The 14,620-nt window shown below is 52.4% G+C and carries 14 protein-coding genes; 9 read left to right on the top strand and 5 right to left on the bottom strand.

Translation table 11 applies throughout. The annotated features are described in order from the left end of the window. Nucleotides 1-5: 5 nt before the first annotated feature. Genes hemC through cyaY form a run of 3 tightly spaced genes read right to left on the bottom strand, consistent with a single transcriptional unit; the run spans nt 6 to nt 1,935 of the window. A complete protein-coding gene (gene hemC, locus A9165_RS12365) occupies nt 6-932 on the bottom strand; it encodes a hydroxymethylbilane synthase (protein ID WP_065956115.1) in 927 nt (308 codons plus the stop codon). After that, nucleotides 932-1,615, bottom strand: a complete 684-nt coding sequence (locus A9165_RS12360; RefSeq protein ID WP_008950644.1) for an alpha/beta hydrolase — start codon at nt 1,613-1,615, stop codon at nt 932-934. Before A9165_RS12360 ends, hemC begins: the two co-directional genes overlap by 1 nt. Then, nucleotides 1,615-1,935: an iron donor protein CyaY gene (cyaY, locus tag A9165_RS12355; protein WP_008950643.1), complete on the bottom strand. Its 321-nt coding sequence runs from the start codon at nt 1,933-1,935 to the stop codon at nt 1,615-1,617. Before cyaY ends, A9165_RS12360 begins: the two co-directional genes overlap by 1 nt. 72 nt (nt 1,936-2,007) lie before the next feature. On the opposite strand from cyaY, the gene A9165_RS16635 reads away from it, so the two are divergent. The 6 genes from A9165_RS16635 to A9165_RS12330 are packed head-to-tail and all read left to right on the top strand — an operon-like array spanning nt 2,008 to nt 6,557. Continuing rightward, nucleotides 2,008-2,181, top strand: a complete 174-nt coding sequence (locus tag A9165_RS16635) for a lipoprotein (protein ID WP_083216282.1) — start codon at nt 2,008-2,010, stop codon at nt 2,179-2,181. A 5-nt stretch (nt 2,182-2,186) separates the two neighbouring features. Further along, entirely contained in the window at nt 2,187-3,443 is a 1,257-nt protein-coding gene (gene lysA / locus A9165_RS12350; protein ID WP_008609792.1) for a diaminopimelate decarboxylase, read from the top strand. 13 nt (nt 3,444-3,456) lie between these two features. After that, nucleotides 3,457-4,287 (top strand): diaminopimelate epimerase, encoded by an 831-nt coding sequence (gene dapF / locus A9165_RS12345; RefSeq protein ID WP_008609793.1) that lies wholly within the window; start codon nt 3,457-3,459, stop codon nt 4,285-4,287. Beyond that, nucleotides 4,284-4,943, top strand: coding sequence for a DUF484 family protein (locus tag A9165_RS12340; RefSeq protein WP_065956114.1), 660 nt, complete (start codon nt 4,284-4,286; stop codon nt 4,941-4,943). Before dapF ends, A9165_RS12340 begins: the two co-directional genes overlap by 4 nt. Continuing rightward, complete coding sequence (gene xerC, locus A9165_RS12335; protein ID WP_065956113.1) at nt 4,930-5,859, top strand: tyrosine recombinase XerC; 930 nt, start codon at nt 4,930-4,932, stop codon at nt 5,857-5,859. The genes A9165_RS12340 and xerC overlap by 14 nt, the downstream gene beginning before the upstream one ends. Further along, nucleotides 5,859-6,557: an HAD-IA family hydrolase gene (locus tag A9165_RS12330; RefSeq protein WP_065956112.1), complete on the top strand. Its 699-nt coding sequence runs from the start codon at nt 5,859-5,861 to the stop codon at nt 6,555-6,557. The genes xerC and A9165_RS12330 overlap by 1 nt, the downstream gene beginning before the upstream one ends. A 57-nt stretch (nt 6,558-6,614) precedes the next feature. Here the strand turns inward: A9165_RS12330 and A9165_RS12325 are convergent, their stop codons facing one another. Together A9165_RS12325 and A9165_RS12320 are read right to left on the bottom strand one after the other, a co-directional pair. Next, nucleotides 6,615-7,526: a hypothetical protein gene (locus tag A9165_RS12325; protein ID WP_065956111.1), complete on the bottom strand. Its 912-nt coding sequence runs from the start codon at nt 7,524-7,526 to the stop codon at nt 6,615-6,617. A gap of 245 nt (nt 7,527-7,771) precedes the next feature. Then, nucleotides 7,772-8,161 (bottom strand): hypothetical protein, encoded by a 390-nt coding sequence (locus A9165_RS12320; protein ID WP_065956110.1) that lies wholly within the window; start codon nt 8,159-8,161, stop codon nt 7,772-7,774. 285 nt (nt 8,162-8,446) lie between these two features. Between A9165_RS12320 and uvrD the strand changes: the two genes are divergently transcribed. The 3 genes from uvrD to A9165_RS12305 all read left to right on the top strand — a co-directional run bounded on the left by uvrD (nt 8,447) and on the right by A9165_RS12305 (nt 13,549). After that, on the top strand, nt 8,447-10,615 hold the full coding sequence (gene uvrD / locus A9165_RS12315; protein ID WP_065956109.1) for a DNA helicase II: 2,169 nt from the start codon (nt 8,447-8,449) through the stop codon (nt 10,613-10,615). After that, nucleotides 10,616-12,691: a GNAT family N-acetyltransferase gene (locus A9165_RS12310; RefSeq protein WP_065956108.1), complete on the top strand. Its 2,076-nt coding sequence runs from the start codon at nt 10,616-10,618 to the stop codon at nt 12,689-12,691. Between the two features lie 66 nt (nt 12,692-12,757). After that, nucleotides 12,758-13,549, top strand: coding sequence for a hypothetical protein (locus A9165_RS12305; RefSeq protein WP_065956107.1), 792 nt, complete (start codon nt 12,758-12,760; stop codon nt 13,547-13,549). The last annotated feature ends 1,071 nt before the right edge of the window (nt 13,550-14,620 follow it).

The raw sequence follows: 14,620 nt of genomic DNA, 5'->3' as shown, positions 1-14,620 counted from the left end.
GGTGGTTAGCTGCCCTGATACACAGCAGTTAAAATCTTACCGGCGCCCGCAACGAGCAGCCGCTCAGCCAGTTGCTGCCCCAGCGCTTCAGCGCTGCTGGCCGGCCCCTGCACTTGATCGCGGATAATTTCGCTGCCATCAAGGGAACCCACCAGACCGCGCAGCGTGATTTGCTCACCGTGCTGGGTAGCGAAGGCACCAATCGGCACCTGACAGCCGCCCTGCAGGCGGCGGTTCATTGCCCGCTCGGCCAGCACACAATTGCGGGTGATACCATGCTCCAGCGGCGCCAATAACGCTTGCACCCGCTGGTCGCTGGTGCGGCATTCAATACCCACGGCACCCTGACCATTAGCCGGTAAACTCTGATCTACCGGCAGATAGCCCGCGATGCGCTCAGCAAAACCCAGCCGCAGCAAGCCGGCCGCCGCCAGAATAATGGCCGCGAACTCACCGTTATCCAGCTTGGCCAGACGGGTATTCACATTGCCGCGCAAGTCCCGTACCTGTAAATCGGGGCGTTGCGCTTTTAACTGACATTGCCGGCGCAGACTGGAAGTACCGACGACCGCACCTGGCGGTAACTCGGCAATAGAGCGGAATTGATTGGAGACAAAGGCATCGCGCGGATCTTCACGCTCGCAAATGGTGCTGAGCATCAACCCATCCGGGAACTCCACCGGTACGTCTTTCATACTGTGCACCGCGATATCGGCACGGTCTTCAAGCATCGCGGTTTCCAGCTCTTTCACAAACAAGCCTTTACCGCCAATTTTGGCCAGTGGCGTATCGAGAATCTTATCGCCCTGGGTCGACATCGGCACCAGCTCTACTGTTAACTCCGGGTGGTGCTTTAATAATTCGGCTTTTACAAACTCAGCCTGCCACAGCGCCAGCGCGCTTTTCCGGGTTGCAATACGGATCCTCTGCATCAGAGCTCCTCAGCATGTTGCAGCAGCCGGCTTTGTAAAAAGCGGCTGATTTCATCAATTTCCTGCGCGCAAACACTGTGCGGCATCCGGTAATCCTGCCAACTGACTTTAAAGCCAGCCGCTTTAAAGGTTTGATACGCTTGCTGACCCGCGGCCAGCGGTACCACCGGGTCCTGAGTACCATGCCCGATAAATACCGGAGTCGCTTTGTTATGGCTCAACATTTCAGCACTCAGCTTGTCCGGGCAGGCCATATAGGTGGATAAGGCAATAAAACCGGCCAGCTTATAGGGTAAGCGCGGTAATAAATGTAGCGTAATGACGCCACCCTGGCTAAAACCAGCCAGTACAATGCGCTCACTCGGGATGCCATCGGCAATCAGCTTGTCCAGTAAGGCGGTCACGGCTGCAGCCGATTGCCGCACCCCTTCTTCGTCGGCGCGATTGGTTAAGTCCATGGTTTTAATATCGTACCAGGCGCGCATCCGCATGCCGCCATTGACGGTAACCGGCATTTCCGGCGCATGTGGGAAAATAAAGCGGATACCGGCCGCTGCCGGTAACCGTAGCTCCGGCACTATGGGCGCAAAACCATGGCCGGAATCCCCCAGGCCATGCAACCAGACGACTACGGCTTTCGTTTCGCCCTGTGGTTTCACATCAACAAAAGGAAGTAACGCCATTATGCTGTACCCAACGCAATCGGATAACCGGCTTGCTTACTGGCCGCATCATTAATCAGTTGCCAGAATTCGCTACCGCTGCGGTTATCAATCCACTGGCCATTACGCAGTTCAAAATGGTGGCCGTTAAACTTGGTCGCAACCCAAACCTGCTGCAGTGGTGGCTGCTTGTTGATAATGATTTTACTGCGGTCGGCAAAGGTGATCGCTAACAAGCCACCGTTCGACTCGTAATCCAGATCAAGCTCCTGCCGCTCTATGCTCTCTTCGACGGCCAGTAGTAACTGATCCGTTAATTCCTCATATTCTAGGTCATTCATCTGCTTCACCTGTTTGCTTTTACTGCTAAGGATGCGATTATAGAGCGTCGATTAATTAATGAAATAAAAACCATGCACGCTCAGCAAATTTCGCGCTTACTGCGCCTGTTAACCGGCGCGTTGCTGGCCACAGTATTGCTTAGTGCTTGTGGTCAGAAAGGTCCGCTTACCTTACCACAGGCCGAGCCGGAAGTGGCAGCGCCGCCACCGCAAAAGATTACCGAAGACACTGAATCACAGGGGTAAGCAGATTGGATTACTTTAGTTATCAGGGCAATAGCTTATTTGCCGAACAGGTGGCCCTGGCCGATATCGCCAGCCAATATGGTACACCGACCTATGTTTATTCCCGCGCCACCATAGAGCGCCATTACCGTGCCTTTGCCGATGCCGCGGCGGCGCATCCGCACAGTCTGGTCTGTTATGCGGTGAAAGCCAACAGCAACCTGGCGGTATTGAACCTGCTGGCCCGCCTGGGCAGTGGCTTTGATTTGGTATCCGGCGGTGAACTGCGCCGGGTGATTGCCGCCGGTGGCGATCCGGCGAAGGTGGTGTTCTCTGGTGTCGGTAAAACTGCCGAAGAAATGCATTTTGCGCTGCAATTGGGAATTAAGTGTTTTAACGTCGAATCGGTCAGCGAGCTGCACCGCTTACAGGACGTTGCCAAAGCGCTGGGCAAAAAAGCACCGGTGTCACTGCGGGTTAACCCGGATATCGATGCCAAAACGCATCCTTATATCTCTACCGGGCTAAAAGCCAATAAATTTGGCATTGATATCCTGCTGGCAGCGGATATTTACCGCGCGGCACGTGAATTGAGCCATATCGAACTGGTCGGTGTCGACTGCCACATCGGTTCACAACTGACCGAAACCCAACCCTTCCTTGATGCGCTGGAAAAACTGCTGGCCCTGATTGAAGCCCTGAAAGCGGATGGTATTGAGCTGAAGCATATCGATATCGGTGGCGGCCTGGGCGTGACCTATGATCAGGAGGTGCCACCGTCGCCGGCCGACTATATCAGCAAGGTGGTGGAACGTTTAAAAGCCTATCCACAGCTGGAGCTGATTATGGAGCCGGGCCGGGCCATTATGGCCAATGCCGGTATCCTGCTGACTAAAGTCGAGTTTTTAAAGCCTGGTCAGGAAAAGCACTTTGCCATTGTTGATGCAGCGATGAATGATTTAATCCGGCCGGCTTTGTACAGCGCCTGGATGAATATCGTGCCGGTGGTACTGAATAACAGCTTGCCACGACAAAACTATGATGTGGTGGGCCCGGTGTGCGAAACCGGCGACTTCCTCGGTAAAGATCGGGAATTGGCGATTGCCGAAGGTGATTTACTGGCAGTTCGCTCTGCTGGCGCCTATGGTTTTACCATGAGTTCTAACTACAACAGCCGGCCGCGCGCCGCTGAAGTGATGGTAGACGGCCAGCACTGTCATCTGATCCGCCAGCGTGAACAATGGCAGGATCTGTGGCGTGGTGAGCAGGTGATCAGCAGTTAATCTTAAGGGCGCTATGTTACTTAACTTCAGCAAGATGCACGGTCTGGGCAATGATTTTATGATGGTAGATGCCGTCAGCCAGAACATTTTCCTGACCAAGGAGCAGATCAAGCAGCTGGCCGATCGCAATTTCGGCATTGGTTTTGATCAGCTGTTAATGGTCGAACCGCCTTATGATCCGGATCTGGACTTTCACTACCGCATTTTTAATGCCGACGGCTCCGAGGTTGAGCAATGCGGCAATGGTGCCCGTTGCTTTGCGAAATTTGTGCGCTACCGTGGCCTGACCAATAAAACCAAGATCAATGTCAGCACCAAGTCTGGCAAGATCACGCTTTATGTCGAGCAGGATGGTCAGGTGACCGTCAATATGGGCGTGCCACAACTGGAACCAGCACGGGTGCCTTTTAAAGCACAAAAGCAGGAAGCAACCTATATTTTACTGAGCGAACAGCAAACCGTATTCTGCGGTGTGGTGTCGATGGGTAATCCGCATGCGGTGCTGGACGTGCCAGATCTCGATACGGCGCCTGTACGCACTCTGGGACCGGAGCTGGAATTGCACGAGCGGTTTCCGGAAAAAGCCAATATCGGCTTTATGCAGGTGCTCAATCCGCAGCATATTAAACTGCGGGTATGGGAGCGCGGAGCCGGCGAAACGCTGGCCTGTGGCACCGGTGCCTGCGCGGCAGTGGTGGTTGGCCAGTTACAAAAGAAACTCGCGCAACAAGTACGGGTGGATTTACCGGGCGGTAGCCTGCAGATCCGCTGGAATGGACCTGGCCAACCGGTAAAAATGACCGGCCCGGCTGAACATGTTTTTGATGGACAACTGACGTTATGACCGACACCCTGATAAAAAGCCAGGAACTGGTTGCTGCTTCGGCAGTGGCTGATTATCTGCAACAACACCCGGACTTCTTCCAACATTATCCGGAGCTGCTGCCATTGTTGCGCCTGCCGCATCAGCAACGCGGCACCGTATCGCTGGTCGAGCGCCAGCTGGAGCTGCAACGCGAAAAAATCCACCTGTTACAGGAAGATATTACCCGTTTAATGTCGGTAGCCCGCCAGAATGAACATATTTTTCTGGCGTTAAATGCCTTGCATATCGCGGTGCATCAGGCCAAGAACCTCACTGATGTGCAACAGGCATTACAGGCCTTTGCCGATGCTATGCCGCAGGTGAAATATTGCCGTTTGCTCGGGCTGGAGCAGCCAGGTGCTGATCTGAGCCCCTATCAGCTGCTGCTAAGCCGTCGTCTGCAACAACAGCCGGTATATCTGGGCCGGCTGAATAAAGAAGAACAGCATGATATCTTCCCGGCCAAGGTGCATTCAGTGGCCTTGCTGCGGATTGACCAACAAGACACGCCACTGGCGATCCTGGCCTTTGGCAGCGAGCTGGATGATCATTTCCAGCCCGAGATGGATGTCTTATTCCTGCGCCACCTGGTGACCTTACTGGCACTGGTGCTGCCTGCTTATGTCAACGCCTGAGCTACCGCTGCACTGGGCTGAACCGGTGCAGCAGTTTCTCAACTACCTGAAGCACGAACGTGGCTATAGCCCGCAAACGCTGAGCAGCTATCAGCAGCAACTGACAAAACTGGGCCTTGCGCTGCATGCTGAAGCAGCCAGCTGGTTTGTGCTCAGTGAACAACAATTGCAGCGACAATTTTTACGCTTCCGCAAAAGCGGCCTCAGTGCCCGCTCACTGAGTCTGGCGGCCTCAGCACTGCGCAGTTTTTACCGCTACGGTATCAGCCAGCAGTGGTTAAGCCAGAACCCGGCCGATTATCTCAAGCTGCCAAAACCGGACAAAACCCTGCCCAAACAGCTGGAAATTGAACAAATCAGCCAGTTGCTGAGCTTTGCCAGCCACGACGATATTCTGGCTTGTCGCGATAAAGCGATGCTGGAGCTGTTTTATTCTTCCGGCTTGCGGCTGACCGAGCTGGTTGCACTGAATTTGCCGGATTTACAACTGAGCGAAGCCTTAGTGCGGGTTACCGGTAAGGGCAATAAGCAACGCCAGTTACCAGTTGGCCGGATGGCGCGCTCGGCGCTGCGCGAATGGCTGGTGCAGCGCCCGGCGCTGTTAGGTGCAGATACGCCAGTCACCGATCAACAGGCACTGTTCTTAAGTATCGAGCGGCAGCGTATTTCACCGCGCCAGGTCAGAGAACGGGTTTTACACTGGGCTAAACAACAAGGCTTGGGGCAACAGTTACATCCGCATATGCTGCGTCACTCTTTTGCCAGCCACTTATTGCAATCCAGTGGCGACCTGCGCGGCGTACAAGAGCTATTGGGCCATGCCAATCTCAGCACCACCCAGGTGTATACCCACCTGGATTTTCAGCATCTGGCCAAGGTTTATGATAGCGCCCATCCAAGGGCCAGGAAGAAATAATGCAATTATTTAAAGCTTTACAACCTATTTCGGTGTTGTCTTTCGATTTAGACGATACCCTGTACGATAACAAACCGGTGATTGCCGCCGCCGAAGCCGCCATGCTGCACAGTCTGGCACAGCATGCCCCGCTCACCCGCGGTTACGACAGTGATTTTTGGTGGCAGCAGCGCCGTTTACTGGCCAAGGCCACACCGGAGATCCGCCATGATTTAGGCCGTTGGCGTCTACTGGGTATTGAAGCCGGTTTAGTCAGTTTAGGCTTAAGCCAGTGTGAGGCGGGTGAGATTGCCGAACTGGCTTATAGCGCATTCTGGCAGGAACGTACCAATATCAAGATCAAGCCAGAAGTCAAAGCGCTGCTAACGGCGCTAGCCAGCCGTTATCAACTGGTTGCGATCACCAATGGCAATGCCTGTATTCAGAAAATGGGCTTGGGCGATTTATTTGAGTTTAGTCTGCAAGCCGGCCCGGATGGCCGGATGAAACCGTACGCCGATTTATTTCTTACCGCCGCCAGCCGGTTACAGGCCGCGCCACAGCATATTCTGCATATCGGCGACAGCCACCGTGCCGATGTGATGGGCGCGCTAAATGCCGGTTGCCAGGCCGCCTGGTTGGATTATTTCCAACAACAGGTTTCAATATTACCGCATCTTCGGATCACTCACTTGCATATGTTAGATTCTTTGCTGTAAGAGGACTTATCGTAAAGTCCTCTATATTAAATGACTTATACTCAACTACTATGTCAGCTACCTACACGTCATTTTAACACTGCATCTCGTCTCTACTGACGTGTCTTTGCATTCCGTTGACTGTGTACAGCTATATCTTTCTCGAAGGTTAAATGCTCGCTCAAGAAAGTCACGCAGGTCATAATTACTTGCATTACCCCAATTATGTTCGATTCCTGCTGAGAACAAATTCTGGTCAGGATCATGGCGAAGAATGCCGTCCGCGGCTTCATATGTGTTCTCAGCAACCAACTTGATAACTTTATAGGAGCCGTCCGTCACTTTTAACAATGAAAAAATCGAGGGCTGACGTAATTGACTGGCATGCCGATATTGGAAGTCTGCCGCGTTGTGACTATCTCTGGACAAATTTTGATATAAATTAACCGCTGCATCAGTACTTTGCAACGCGCTTTCTACCTCTCTACGTATGTTGCCTCTCCTTCCTTGTGTAACCTGCTCAACATCTTGCTGAACAGATAGGCTCATCGTGCTGCTTTTATCATCAGAGTAGATTTCGTTACAACCGCGACTATCACAACAAACCTCCAGAGTTGGGTCACAAGGTAAGATTACTTTTTCATACAAACGATTTTCCAGCAGGGCATTCCTAAAAGCCCATAACGACTCTTGCAGCACATCATTATCAGATACTGCACAATTCACTAGACATTTGAGCACAAAATCATAATGAGCAAACATGAGCTGCCCAGTTGCGCGAGATTTAACCCGAGATATCACAACTTGCTGCTCCGTATTTACTGCATCCAGAAAATAGGCATTTAGCTTGTCATATTGATAATGGTTACACTCAGGAGTGTTTTGTTTGCTGAGTACGAAACAGGGATCACTTGCAGCGTTTGAAAAAAAACTGATGGCAAATGAAAAATATAAAGTAACTAAAATTAGATATTTGATAGGACCTTTCATTCATTTCCTCCATGACTAAATCCGTATTTTTTATCTAGTTGACAACAAACTATTAACAATACAAACAAACAGTAACGTTCATAAAGGCTAAAGTCAAGACAATTTAAGAAAAAGATTGAAATTTCGCGTTGCGATTACCGCACTCAAAAAGGAGATTGGTTAACTTTAATGCCTGCCGTGGCCGGTAACTATCCTGCCGCATCTACGCTTGACAGCGCTGGCACAGCTTGCCGCCCTTCTGGATGCTAGCTAGCACGCGGTTTATGTTGACGAAAGCCGGCCACAATCCAACTGAGTATCAGATAGATTAATAGCGGTGGTAGTGTCGCTAATACCAAAATAAAAATCAGGTTTTGTCGCTTAGCCTCGGTAACTTGAGTAAGTTGCGCTTGGTAGTGAGCCAACCATTGTTCCGGGCTTAAAGGTGAACCAACAAGAATTTGTTCAAATACCCCTCCATCATCAGAGACTATCGTATCTTGCTGCGCCTTTTGATAACGCTCTACTGTTGCTTGTAGTTCAGCAATGCTGCTTTCGGCAACAGTAAACTGGGAATATGCGATATAAGCCAGATAACTTAGCCAACTAACAACGATGACAATATAGATTCTCTGCCATCCATTTAAACCTTGCATTAATTTACTCCCTTAAATTTCCATGCGTACCATTTTAGTTGGCCAACACAACAAGGTGTTTGTATTCTTTATTTGCCCAAAAATTAACAACTTGAACCTATCATATAAATACCACCCTCTCAAGGCGCACGATCTGTACACCTATTACCCTATTTGGATAAAGGCTTTCTAAAACATCTCAGGAAGATAGTAACTGGTTATTTATCCACTAAATCACCCCCTCTGACTTGGCGCCCCGCTGCTGGCTGTTATAATGCCCCGATACTAAGTAAACGAGGCCAACTAATGGATGTTTCTTACCTGCTGGACGGGCTAAATGATAAACAACGCGATGCGGTAGCGGCACCCCCGCAACATATGCTGGTACTGGCCGGAGCCGGTAGTGGTAAAACCCGAGTGCTGGTGCATCGCTTAGCCTGGTTAATGCAGGTAGAGCGGGTTGCGCCCTACAGTTTGCTGGCCGTCACCTTTACCAATAAAGCGGCGCAGGAAATGCGCGCCCGGATTGAAAGCACCATTGGCGTCAGCCTGAATAATCTGTGGATGGGTACCTTTCATGGCCTGTCACATCGTATGCTGCGCGCCCATTATCAGGAAGCCGGTTTACCGCAAGGCTTTCAGATCATCGATTCAGACGATCAGTTACGGCTGGTGAAGCGGGTATTAAAAGCGCTGAATCTGGATGAAAAGCACTGGCCAGCCAAACAGCTGCAGTGGTTTATCAATGCCCGTAAAGATGAAGGCCAACGCCCGGGTATGCTGGACGCCGGTGGTGATTACAGCCTGGCGCAAATGATTAAGATCTATGCCGCGTATCAGGAAATGTGTGATCGCGCCGGTCTGGTCGATTTTGCCGAAATCTTGCTGCGCAGCTTTGAGCTGTTAAAGCAGAATGCCGAGGTGCGCGGCCACTATCAGCAGCGTTTCCGCCATATTCTGGTCGATGAGTTTCAGGATACCAACGCTATTCAGTATCAGTGGCTGCGATTGCTGGCCGGCAGCAGCGCTAAGGTAATGATTGTCGGTGACGATGATCAGTCGATCTACGGTTGGCGCGGCGCCCGCGTTGAAAATATCCAGCAGTTTTTAAAAGATTTTGACGGGGCGGATACCATCCGCCTGGAGCAAAACTATCGCTCCACTGCCACAATTCTGAAAGCTGCCAATGCGGTGATCAGCAATAACCAGAGCCGGCTTGGCAAAGATCTGTGGACCGACGGTAGCGAAGGCGAAAGTATTTCGCTGTATACCGCCTTTAACGAACTGGATGAAGCCCGCTTTATCGTCAGCCGCATCCGCGACTGGCATAACAAGGGTAATCCTCTGACCGATACCGCCATTCTGTATCGCAATAACGCCCAGTCGCGGGTGTTGGAAGAGGCGTTAATTCAGGATGGTTTACATTATCGCATCTATGGCGGCCTGCGCTTCTATGAGCGGCAGGAAATTAAAGATGCGCTGTCTTATCTGCGGCTGATTAACAACCGTCAGGATGACGCGGCGCTGGAGCGGATTATCAATACGCCGGCCCGCGGTATCGGTGATACCACCCTGGATAAAGTACGGCAGCAAGCACGCGCGCAGGGCCAGACGCTGTGGCAGGCATTAGAGCAACTGTTGCAGCAAAAGCAGCTTAGTGGCCGTGCGGCGAATGCTATCGCGCAATTTATGCAGTTAATTGGCCAGTTGGATGCTGAGCTGACCGAGCTACCACTGCACGAGCAAGCCGAACATGTGATCAAACAATCCGGGCTCTATGCCATGTATCAGGCGGAAAAAGGCGAGAAAGCCCAAACCCGGATTGAAAACTTAAACGAGCTAATCACCGCCTGCCAGAACTTCGACAGCCCACTTTTGGAAGAAATGAGCCCGCTGTCGGCGTTTTTATCTCAGGCGGCGCTGGAAGCGGGTGAATATCAGGCGGAAGAGCATTCCGATGCGGTGCAGCTGATGACATTGCACACCGCAAAAGGCTTGGAATTCCCGTTGGTATTTGTGTGTGGCCTCGAGGAAGGGCTGTTTCCCAGCCAGCAGAGTGGCGATGACCCGGTAAGGCTAGAGGAGGAGCGACGTCTTTGTTATGTCGGCATGACCCGCGCTATGCAAAAGTTGTATTTATGCCATGCGCAAAGCCGCCGCTTATACGGCCAGGAGCAATATCCGAAACCGTCGCGCTTTTTGCGCGAGCTACCGGCCGAGTGTGTCGAAGAAATCCGTTTAACCACGCAGGTTAGCCGGCCGCTGGTTAATAACCGCTTTAGCGGTGCCGCCAGCCACAGCGCCTTTGAAAACACCGGCTTTAAGCTCGGGCAACGGGTACTGCATGAAAAGTTTGGCGAAGGCACTGTCCTTAATTACGAAGGCAGCGGCCCGCAATCGCGCATTCAGGTCAACTTTGATCAGTTGGGCAGTAAATGGCTGATGACCGCATACGCCCGGCTGGAAGCAATCTAAATGCGACTACACCAGCTCGGCCGGTTGTTACAGCAGGCCGCTGTACAGCGGGTACGGCTGCCAGTATGGCTGCAAGGTGAGCCTGCCGCCTTATTGCACCTTGCCAAACAACTGCTGGCGCAGTTTGCGCCAGAGCGTTGTTGGTGGCTGGGGAGTGAGGCTCCGGAGCAGTGCACAGCGCTTAAGCAGGCGAAAGCGCATCAGTTGCTGGGCACCGAATGTGACTGGCTGGTGATTAACGCCTGTAGCGGCTTTAACGGCGATCAGATCGCCGCTGCCAGTGGCGCCCTAAAAGCCGGTGGCTTGTGGCTGCTGCTGACACCGCCAACCGACAGCTGGCTGGCGCAGCCCAATCCGCACCATCAGCCGTTATTATCCTACCCACTGACGCCGCCGGCCGGCGCGCAAGGCTTTACTGCTTTTTGGCGCAATACTTTGCAACAAACCAATCTGTTGCATGCCCAACTTACAGCGGATGGCGATATTCAGATCCTGCAACAACCCACTTTTCCCCCGCTAGCCGTGGCGGCTGAGTGTCAGCCGCCTTTTAAAACTGCCGGGCAGCAGACAGCCGTGGCGGCTATTGTAAAGGTAGTAACAGGCCATCGCCGTCGCCCGCTGGTATTAAGCGCCGATCGCGGCTGTGGCAAGTCGGCTGCGCTGGGGCTGGCCGCAGCAGAGCTGGCTAAGCAGGGAAAACAACGCATCCTGATCACGGCGCCCTCCCAGCTTCAGGCCAGTGTTGCCCTTACGCACTTCGCCAGCCAGGTCCAGCAAGCGCAGCAAAATGTCCTGCAATTTATCGCTATTGACCAGTTATTAGCTGAGCTGCCAGTCGCTGATCTGGTGCTGGTGGATGAAGCTGCAGCCCTGCCGGCCCCGCAATTACAACAGCTGGTTAATCACTATAGCCGGTTGGTGTTTGCCAGCACCGAGCATGGTTACGAAGGCACAGGCCGGGGTTTTCAGTTAAGGTTTCAGCCTTATTTAGCGCAACAATGTCCTGACTGGCGGCAGCTACGCTTAACCGAGCCAATCCGCTATCAAGCACAGGATCCGCTGGAACAGTTAATCCGGCACAGCTTTCTGCTAAAACTGGACTTGCCCGAGCCAGCATACGACAGTACTCAAGCTGTGCTGTTAAAGCATTATCAACATCACGACTGGCTGGCTAAGCCGGAAAAGCTGCAGCAGGTCTTTGCCTTGCTCAGCTTTGCCCACTATCAAACCCAGGTTAAAGATTTACTGGCGTTAATAGAAAATGCTGCTCTCGCAGTGTATACCCTGGAGCAAAACGGCCAATTACTTGGCTGTATGTTGCTTAGCAGCGAAGGCGAGTTTAGCGCCGAACTGGCAGAGCAGATCTATCAGGGCAAGCGGCGGGTACAGGGGCATCTGCTGGCGCAAAGTCTGGCCTTTCATCTTGCCGAGCCCGGATTGGCGTGCCTAAAACTGGCGCGCATTATGCGCATCGCCATAGTGCCCGGCTTACAACAGCTAGGGCTGGGTAGCCAGCTACTGCAATTGGTCAGTGATGAACTTAGCCGCCGTGGTTATCATTATCTTGGTAGTAGCTTTGGCGCCACGCCGAGCTTATTAGGTTTTTGGCAGCGCAATGCTTTTTTGCCAATCCGCCTCGGTCAACAACTGGATAAAGCCAGCGCCGAACCTTCGGTACTGGTATGTAAAGCCTTACAGGGTGACACTGCTACGGTCAGCCGTCTGGCTGAACATTTCTCGCAGCAACTGTATCTGGAACTTACCGAATACCCGTCGGATCTGCAACCTGCATTAATGCTGCAGCTGGTTAAACCGCCACTGCGTATCCTTAGCCCTTTTGAGCGACAGCAACTTAGCTTGTTTGCCAACGGGCAACGACCTTATGAACTGGTGGCAACCTTGCTGGTCTATTGGTTTAACCAGCACCGGTTACAGTTAGATCCGCTGGCAACTGCCGTCTTTATCGCCCGTTGCTGGCAAAAACAGCCCTGGTCACTGCTTGCCAGGCGGTTTCAACTCGCCGGTAAAGCCGCCATTATTAAACTGATGCAGCAAAGCGTCGCCAAACATCATTAAACAGAGCAGAAATAGTGGGGCTGGCTGCCGAAAGCTGGTACAGTCAGGAAAATTTGCGGAGCCCTTATGCTTAGTCTGTTATCGTTATTACTTGCCACCAGCCAACCAAGCCTGGAACACCTTAGCCAGTCCGAGCGCAGCCTGCTCCAGGCCGCCTTGGCGGCGCAGCAAGCTCATAGTGTACTAAGCGTGCAATATGAAGCATGCCAATCACAACGTGACTACCGTCAGGCCGGTTTACCGGACTTGCAGCTGTTACGCTCGGCGATCGAGGCCAAACTGCAGCTGCCATATCAGAATTTCCTGTTCGCCAGCCGGCAAGCCGGTGACTGGCAACGCCTACAACCGCGTGACCCTCTGCAAGCTGGCAGCTGTGATGAATTTAACCGCTATCGGGAGAATCTGGATCAGTACGAGTTACAGCTGTTTGCATTGGAGATTGCCGAACCACTGGCAAGCAGTCTCACGGACAACCGAAGCGAAGCAGATGATACTAAACAGCTACAACTACTGCGCGGTTACTTACAACGGTCCAGCAGTGTTGCTGTTGCTAAAGTATTTGATCGCAGCCAACTAAATGCGATCGAACAGGCTAATTTTTTGCATCCCGACTATCAGAGTCGTTACATCTTCCGGCTGGAACAGGGCTGGCGTAGTGTAATGCCAGTCTACATGGGTATGCATAGCCAATTTAATAAGCAGGATATCGCCAAACAAGCCAGTGAATGGCTGATCTTTCTTGATACCCAAAAGCAATTTATCGCCGCCAGGCCATTAGCTGAGGTATCGGCATTGCTCGCAGAGCTTGGCCCTGCCGAATGGAGCTTTGATCTTAATGGCAATTTGATCCGCAAATAGTTACAGCTGCGGATCTTTGTCGTTTATGCAAAGTCGGCGACAGCTGGCTCTCTGTTAGTAACTTCTTGTATTCCTTGGTTAGTCTTTTTTATCACTATCGCAGGATGACTCCGGTACGGCGGGCGTACCGGAGTCTGGGTGTGGTGTACTCGTTTAGTTTGACGCTTCGTGCAGGGGGCGTTTAGTCACAGTGCGGCGTGTCATTGATGGCGCGGATATCGCTCGCTGTGATAAGTCCTTGATGGCGTTTGGCTTAATCTTGTCTATCACCATCGCAGAATGACTCCGGTACCGCGGGCGTACCGGAGTCTGGGTGTGGTGTAAGCGTTTAGTTTGGCGCCTTGTTCAGAAGCCGCTTGGTCATACGGTGTGCCATTGATAGCATGGTTATGGCTCGCTGTTATTGGTCTGGTTTATTGTCTCGCTTGCGTGTCTTTATCACTATCGCAGGATGACTCCGGTACGGCGGGCGTACCGGAGTCTGAGTATCGTGTACTCGTTTAGCTTGGCTCTTCGTGCAGGGGGCGTTTAGTCACAGTGCGGTGTGTCATTGATGGCACGGATATCGCTCGCTGTGATAAGTCTGTTTTGTCTTCTCGCTTTATCTCTTCTATTACCATCGCAGGATGACTCCGGTACGGCGGGCGTACCGGAGTCTGAGTGTGGTGCATTGGTTTAGTTTGGCGCTTCGTACAGAAGCTGTGTAATCGAAGTGCGATGTAGCATGGCGACAAAAACGCCGGGAGCGTTTTTGGACTGCCGCAGGCAGGCCCGAAGGGCAGTGGGCAGGGATAGCCCACTGCAATGCCACCAGCGCAGCGCTGTGGCTGCCATGCGAGTGTAGTACACCCGCGTAGCGGATAAAGCAAAAAGCCCACTCGATGTAGCATGGCGACAAAACTGCCGGGAGCAGTTTTGGACGTTGCGAAGCGACGGCCCGAAGGGCAGTGGGCAGGGATAGCCCACTGCAATGCCACCAGCGCAGCGCTGTGGCTGGCGTGGGAGTGTAGTACGCCCGCGTAGCGGATAAAGCAAAAAGCCCACTCAACTGAGTGGGCTCTTTGGCTTTAT

The sequence above is a fragment of the Alishewanella sp. HH-ZS genome (assembly GCF_001704375.1).
GTDB lineage: Bacteria > Pseudomonadota > Gammaproteobacteria > Enterobacterales > Alteromonadaceae > Alishewanella > Alishewanella aestuarii.
This window is presented reverse-complemented; position numbering and strand designations above follow the sequence as displayed.

Bases quoted from the DNA above. Each gene is read 5' to 3' on its own strand.
- hemC (WP_065956115.1), bottom strand. From the start codon at position 932: ATGCAGAGGATCCGTATTGCAACCCGGAAAAGCGCGCTGGCGCTGTGG.
- A9165_RS12360 (WP_008950644.1), bottom strand. From the start codon at position 1,615: ATGGCGTTACTTCCTTTTGTTGATGTGAAACCACAGGGCGAAACGAAA.
- cyaY (WP_008950643.1), bottom strand. From the start codon at position 1,935: ATGAATGACCTAGAATATGAGGAATTAACGGATCAGTTACTACTGGCC.
- A9165_RS16635 (WP_083216282.1), top strand. From the start codon at position 2,008: ATGCACGCTCAGCAAATTTCGCGCTTACTGCGCCTGTTAACCGGCGCG.
- dapF (WP_008609793.1), top strand. From the start codon at position 3,457: ATGTTACTTAACTTCAGCAAGATGCACGGTCTGGGCAATGATTTTATG.
- A9165_RS12340 (WP_065956114.1), top strand. From the start codon at position 4,284: ATGACCGACACCCTGATAAAAAGCCAGGAACTGGTTGCTGCTTCGGCA.
- xerC (WP_065956113.1), top strand. From the start codon at position 4,930: ATGTCAACGCCTGAGCTACCGCTGCACTGGGCTGAACCGGTGCAGCAG.
- A9165_RS12330 (WP_065956112.1), top strand. From the start codon at position 5,859: ATGCAATTATTTAAAGCTTTACAACCTATTTCGGTGTTGTCTTTCGAT.
- A9165_RS12325 (WP_065956111.1), bottom strand. From the start codon at position 7,526: ATGAAAGGTCCTATCAAATATCTAATTTTAGTTACTTTATATTTTTCA.
- A9165_RS12320 (WP_065956110.1), bottom strand. From the start codon at position 8,161: ATGCAAGGTTTAAATGGATGGCAGAGAATCTATATTGTCATCGTTGTT.
- uvrD (WP_065956109.1), top strand. From the start codon at position 8,447: ATGGATGTTTCTTACCTGCTGGACGGGCTAAATGATAAACAACGCGAT.
- A9165_RS12310 (WP_065956108.1), top strand. From the start codon at position 10,616: ATGCGACTACACCAGCTCGGCCGGTTGTTACAGCAGGCCGCTGTACAG.
- A9165_RS12305 (WP_065956107.1), top strand. From the start codon at position 12,758: ATGCTTAGTCTGTTATCGTTATTACTTGCCACCAGCCAACCAAGCCTG.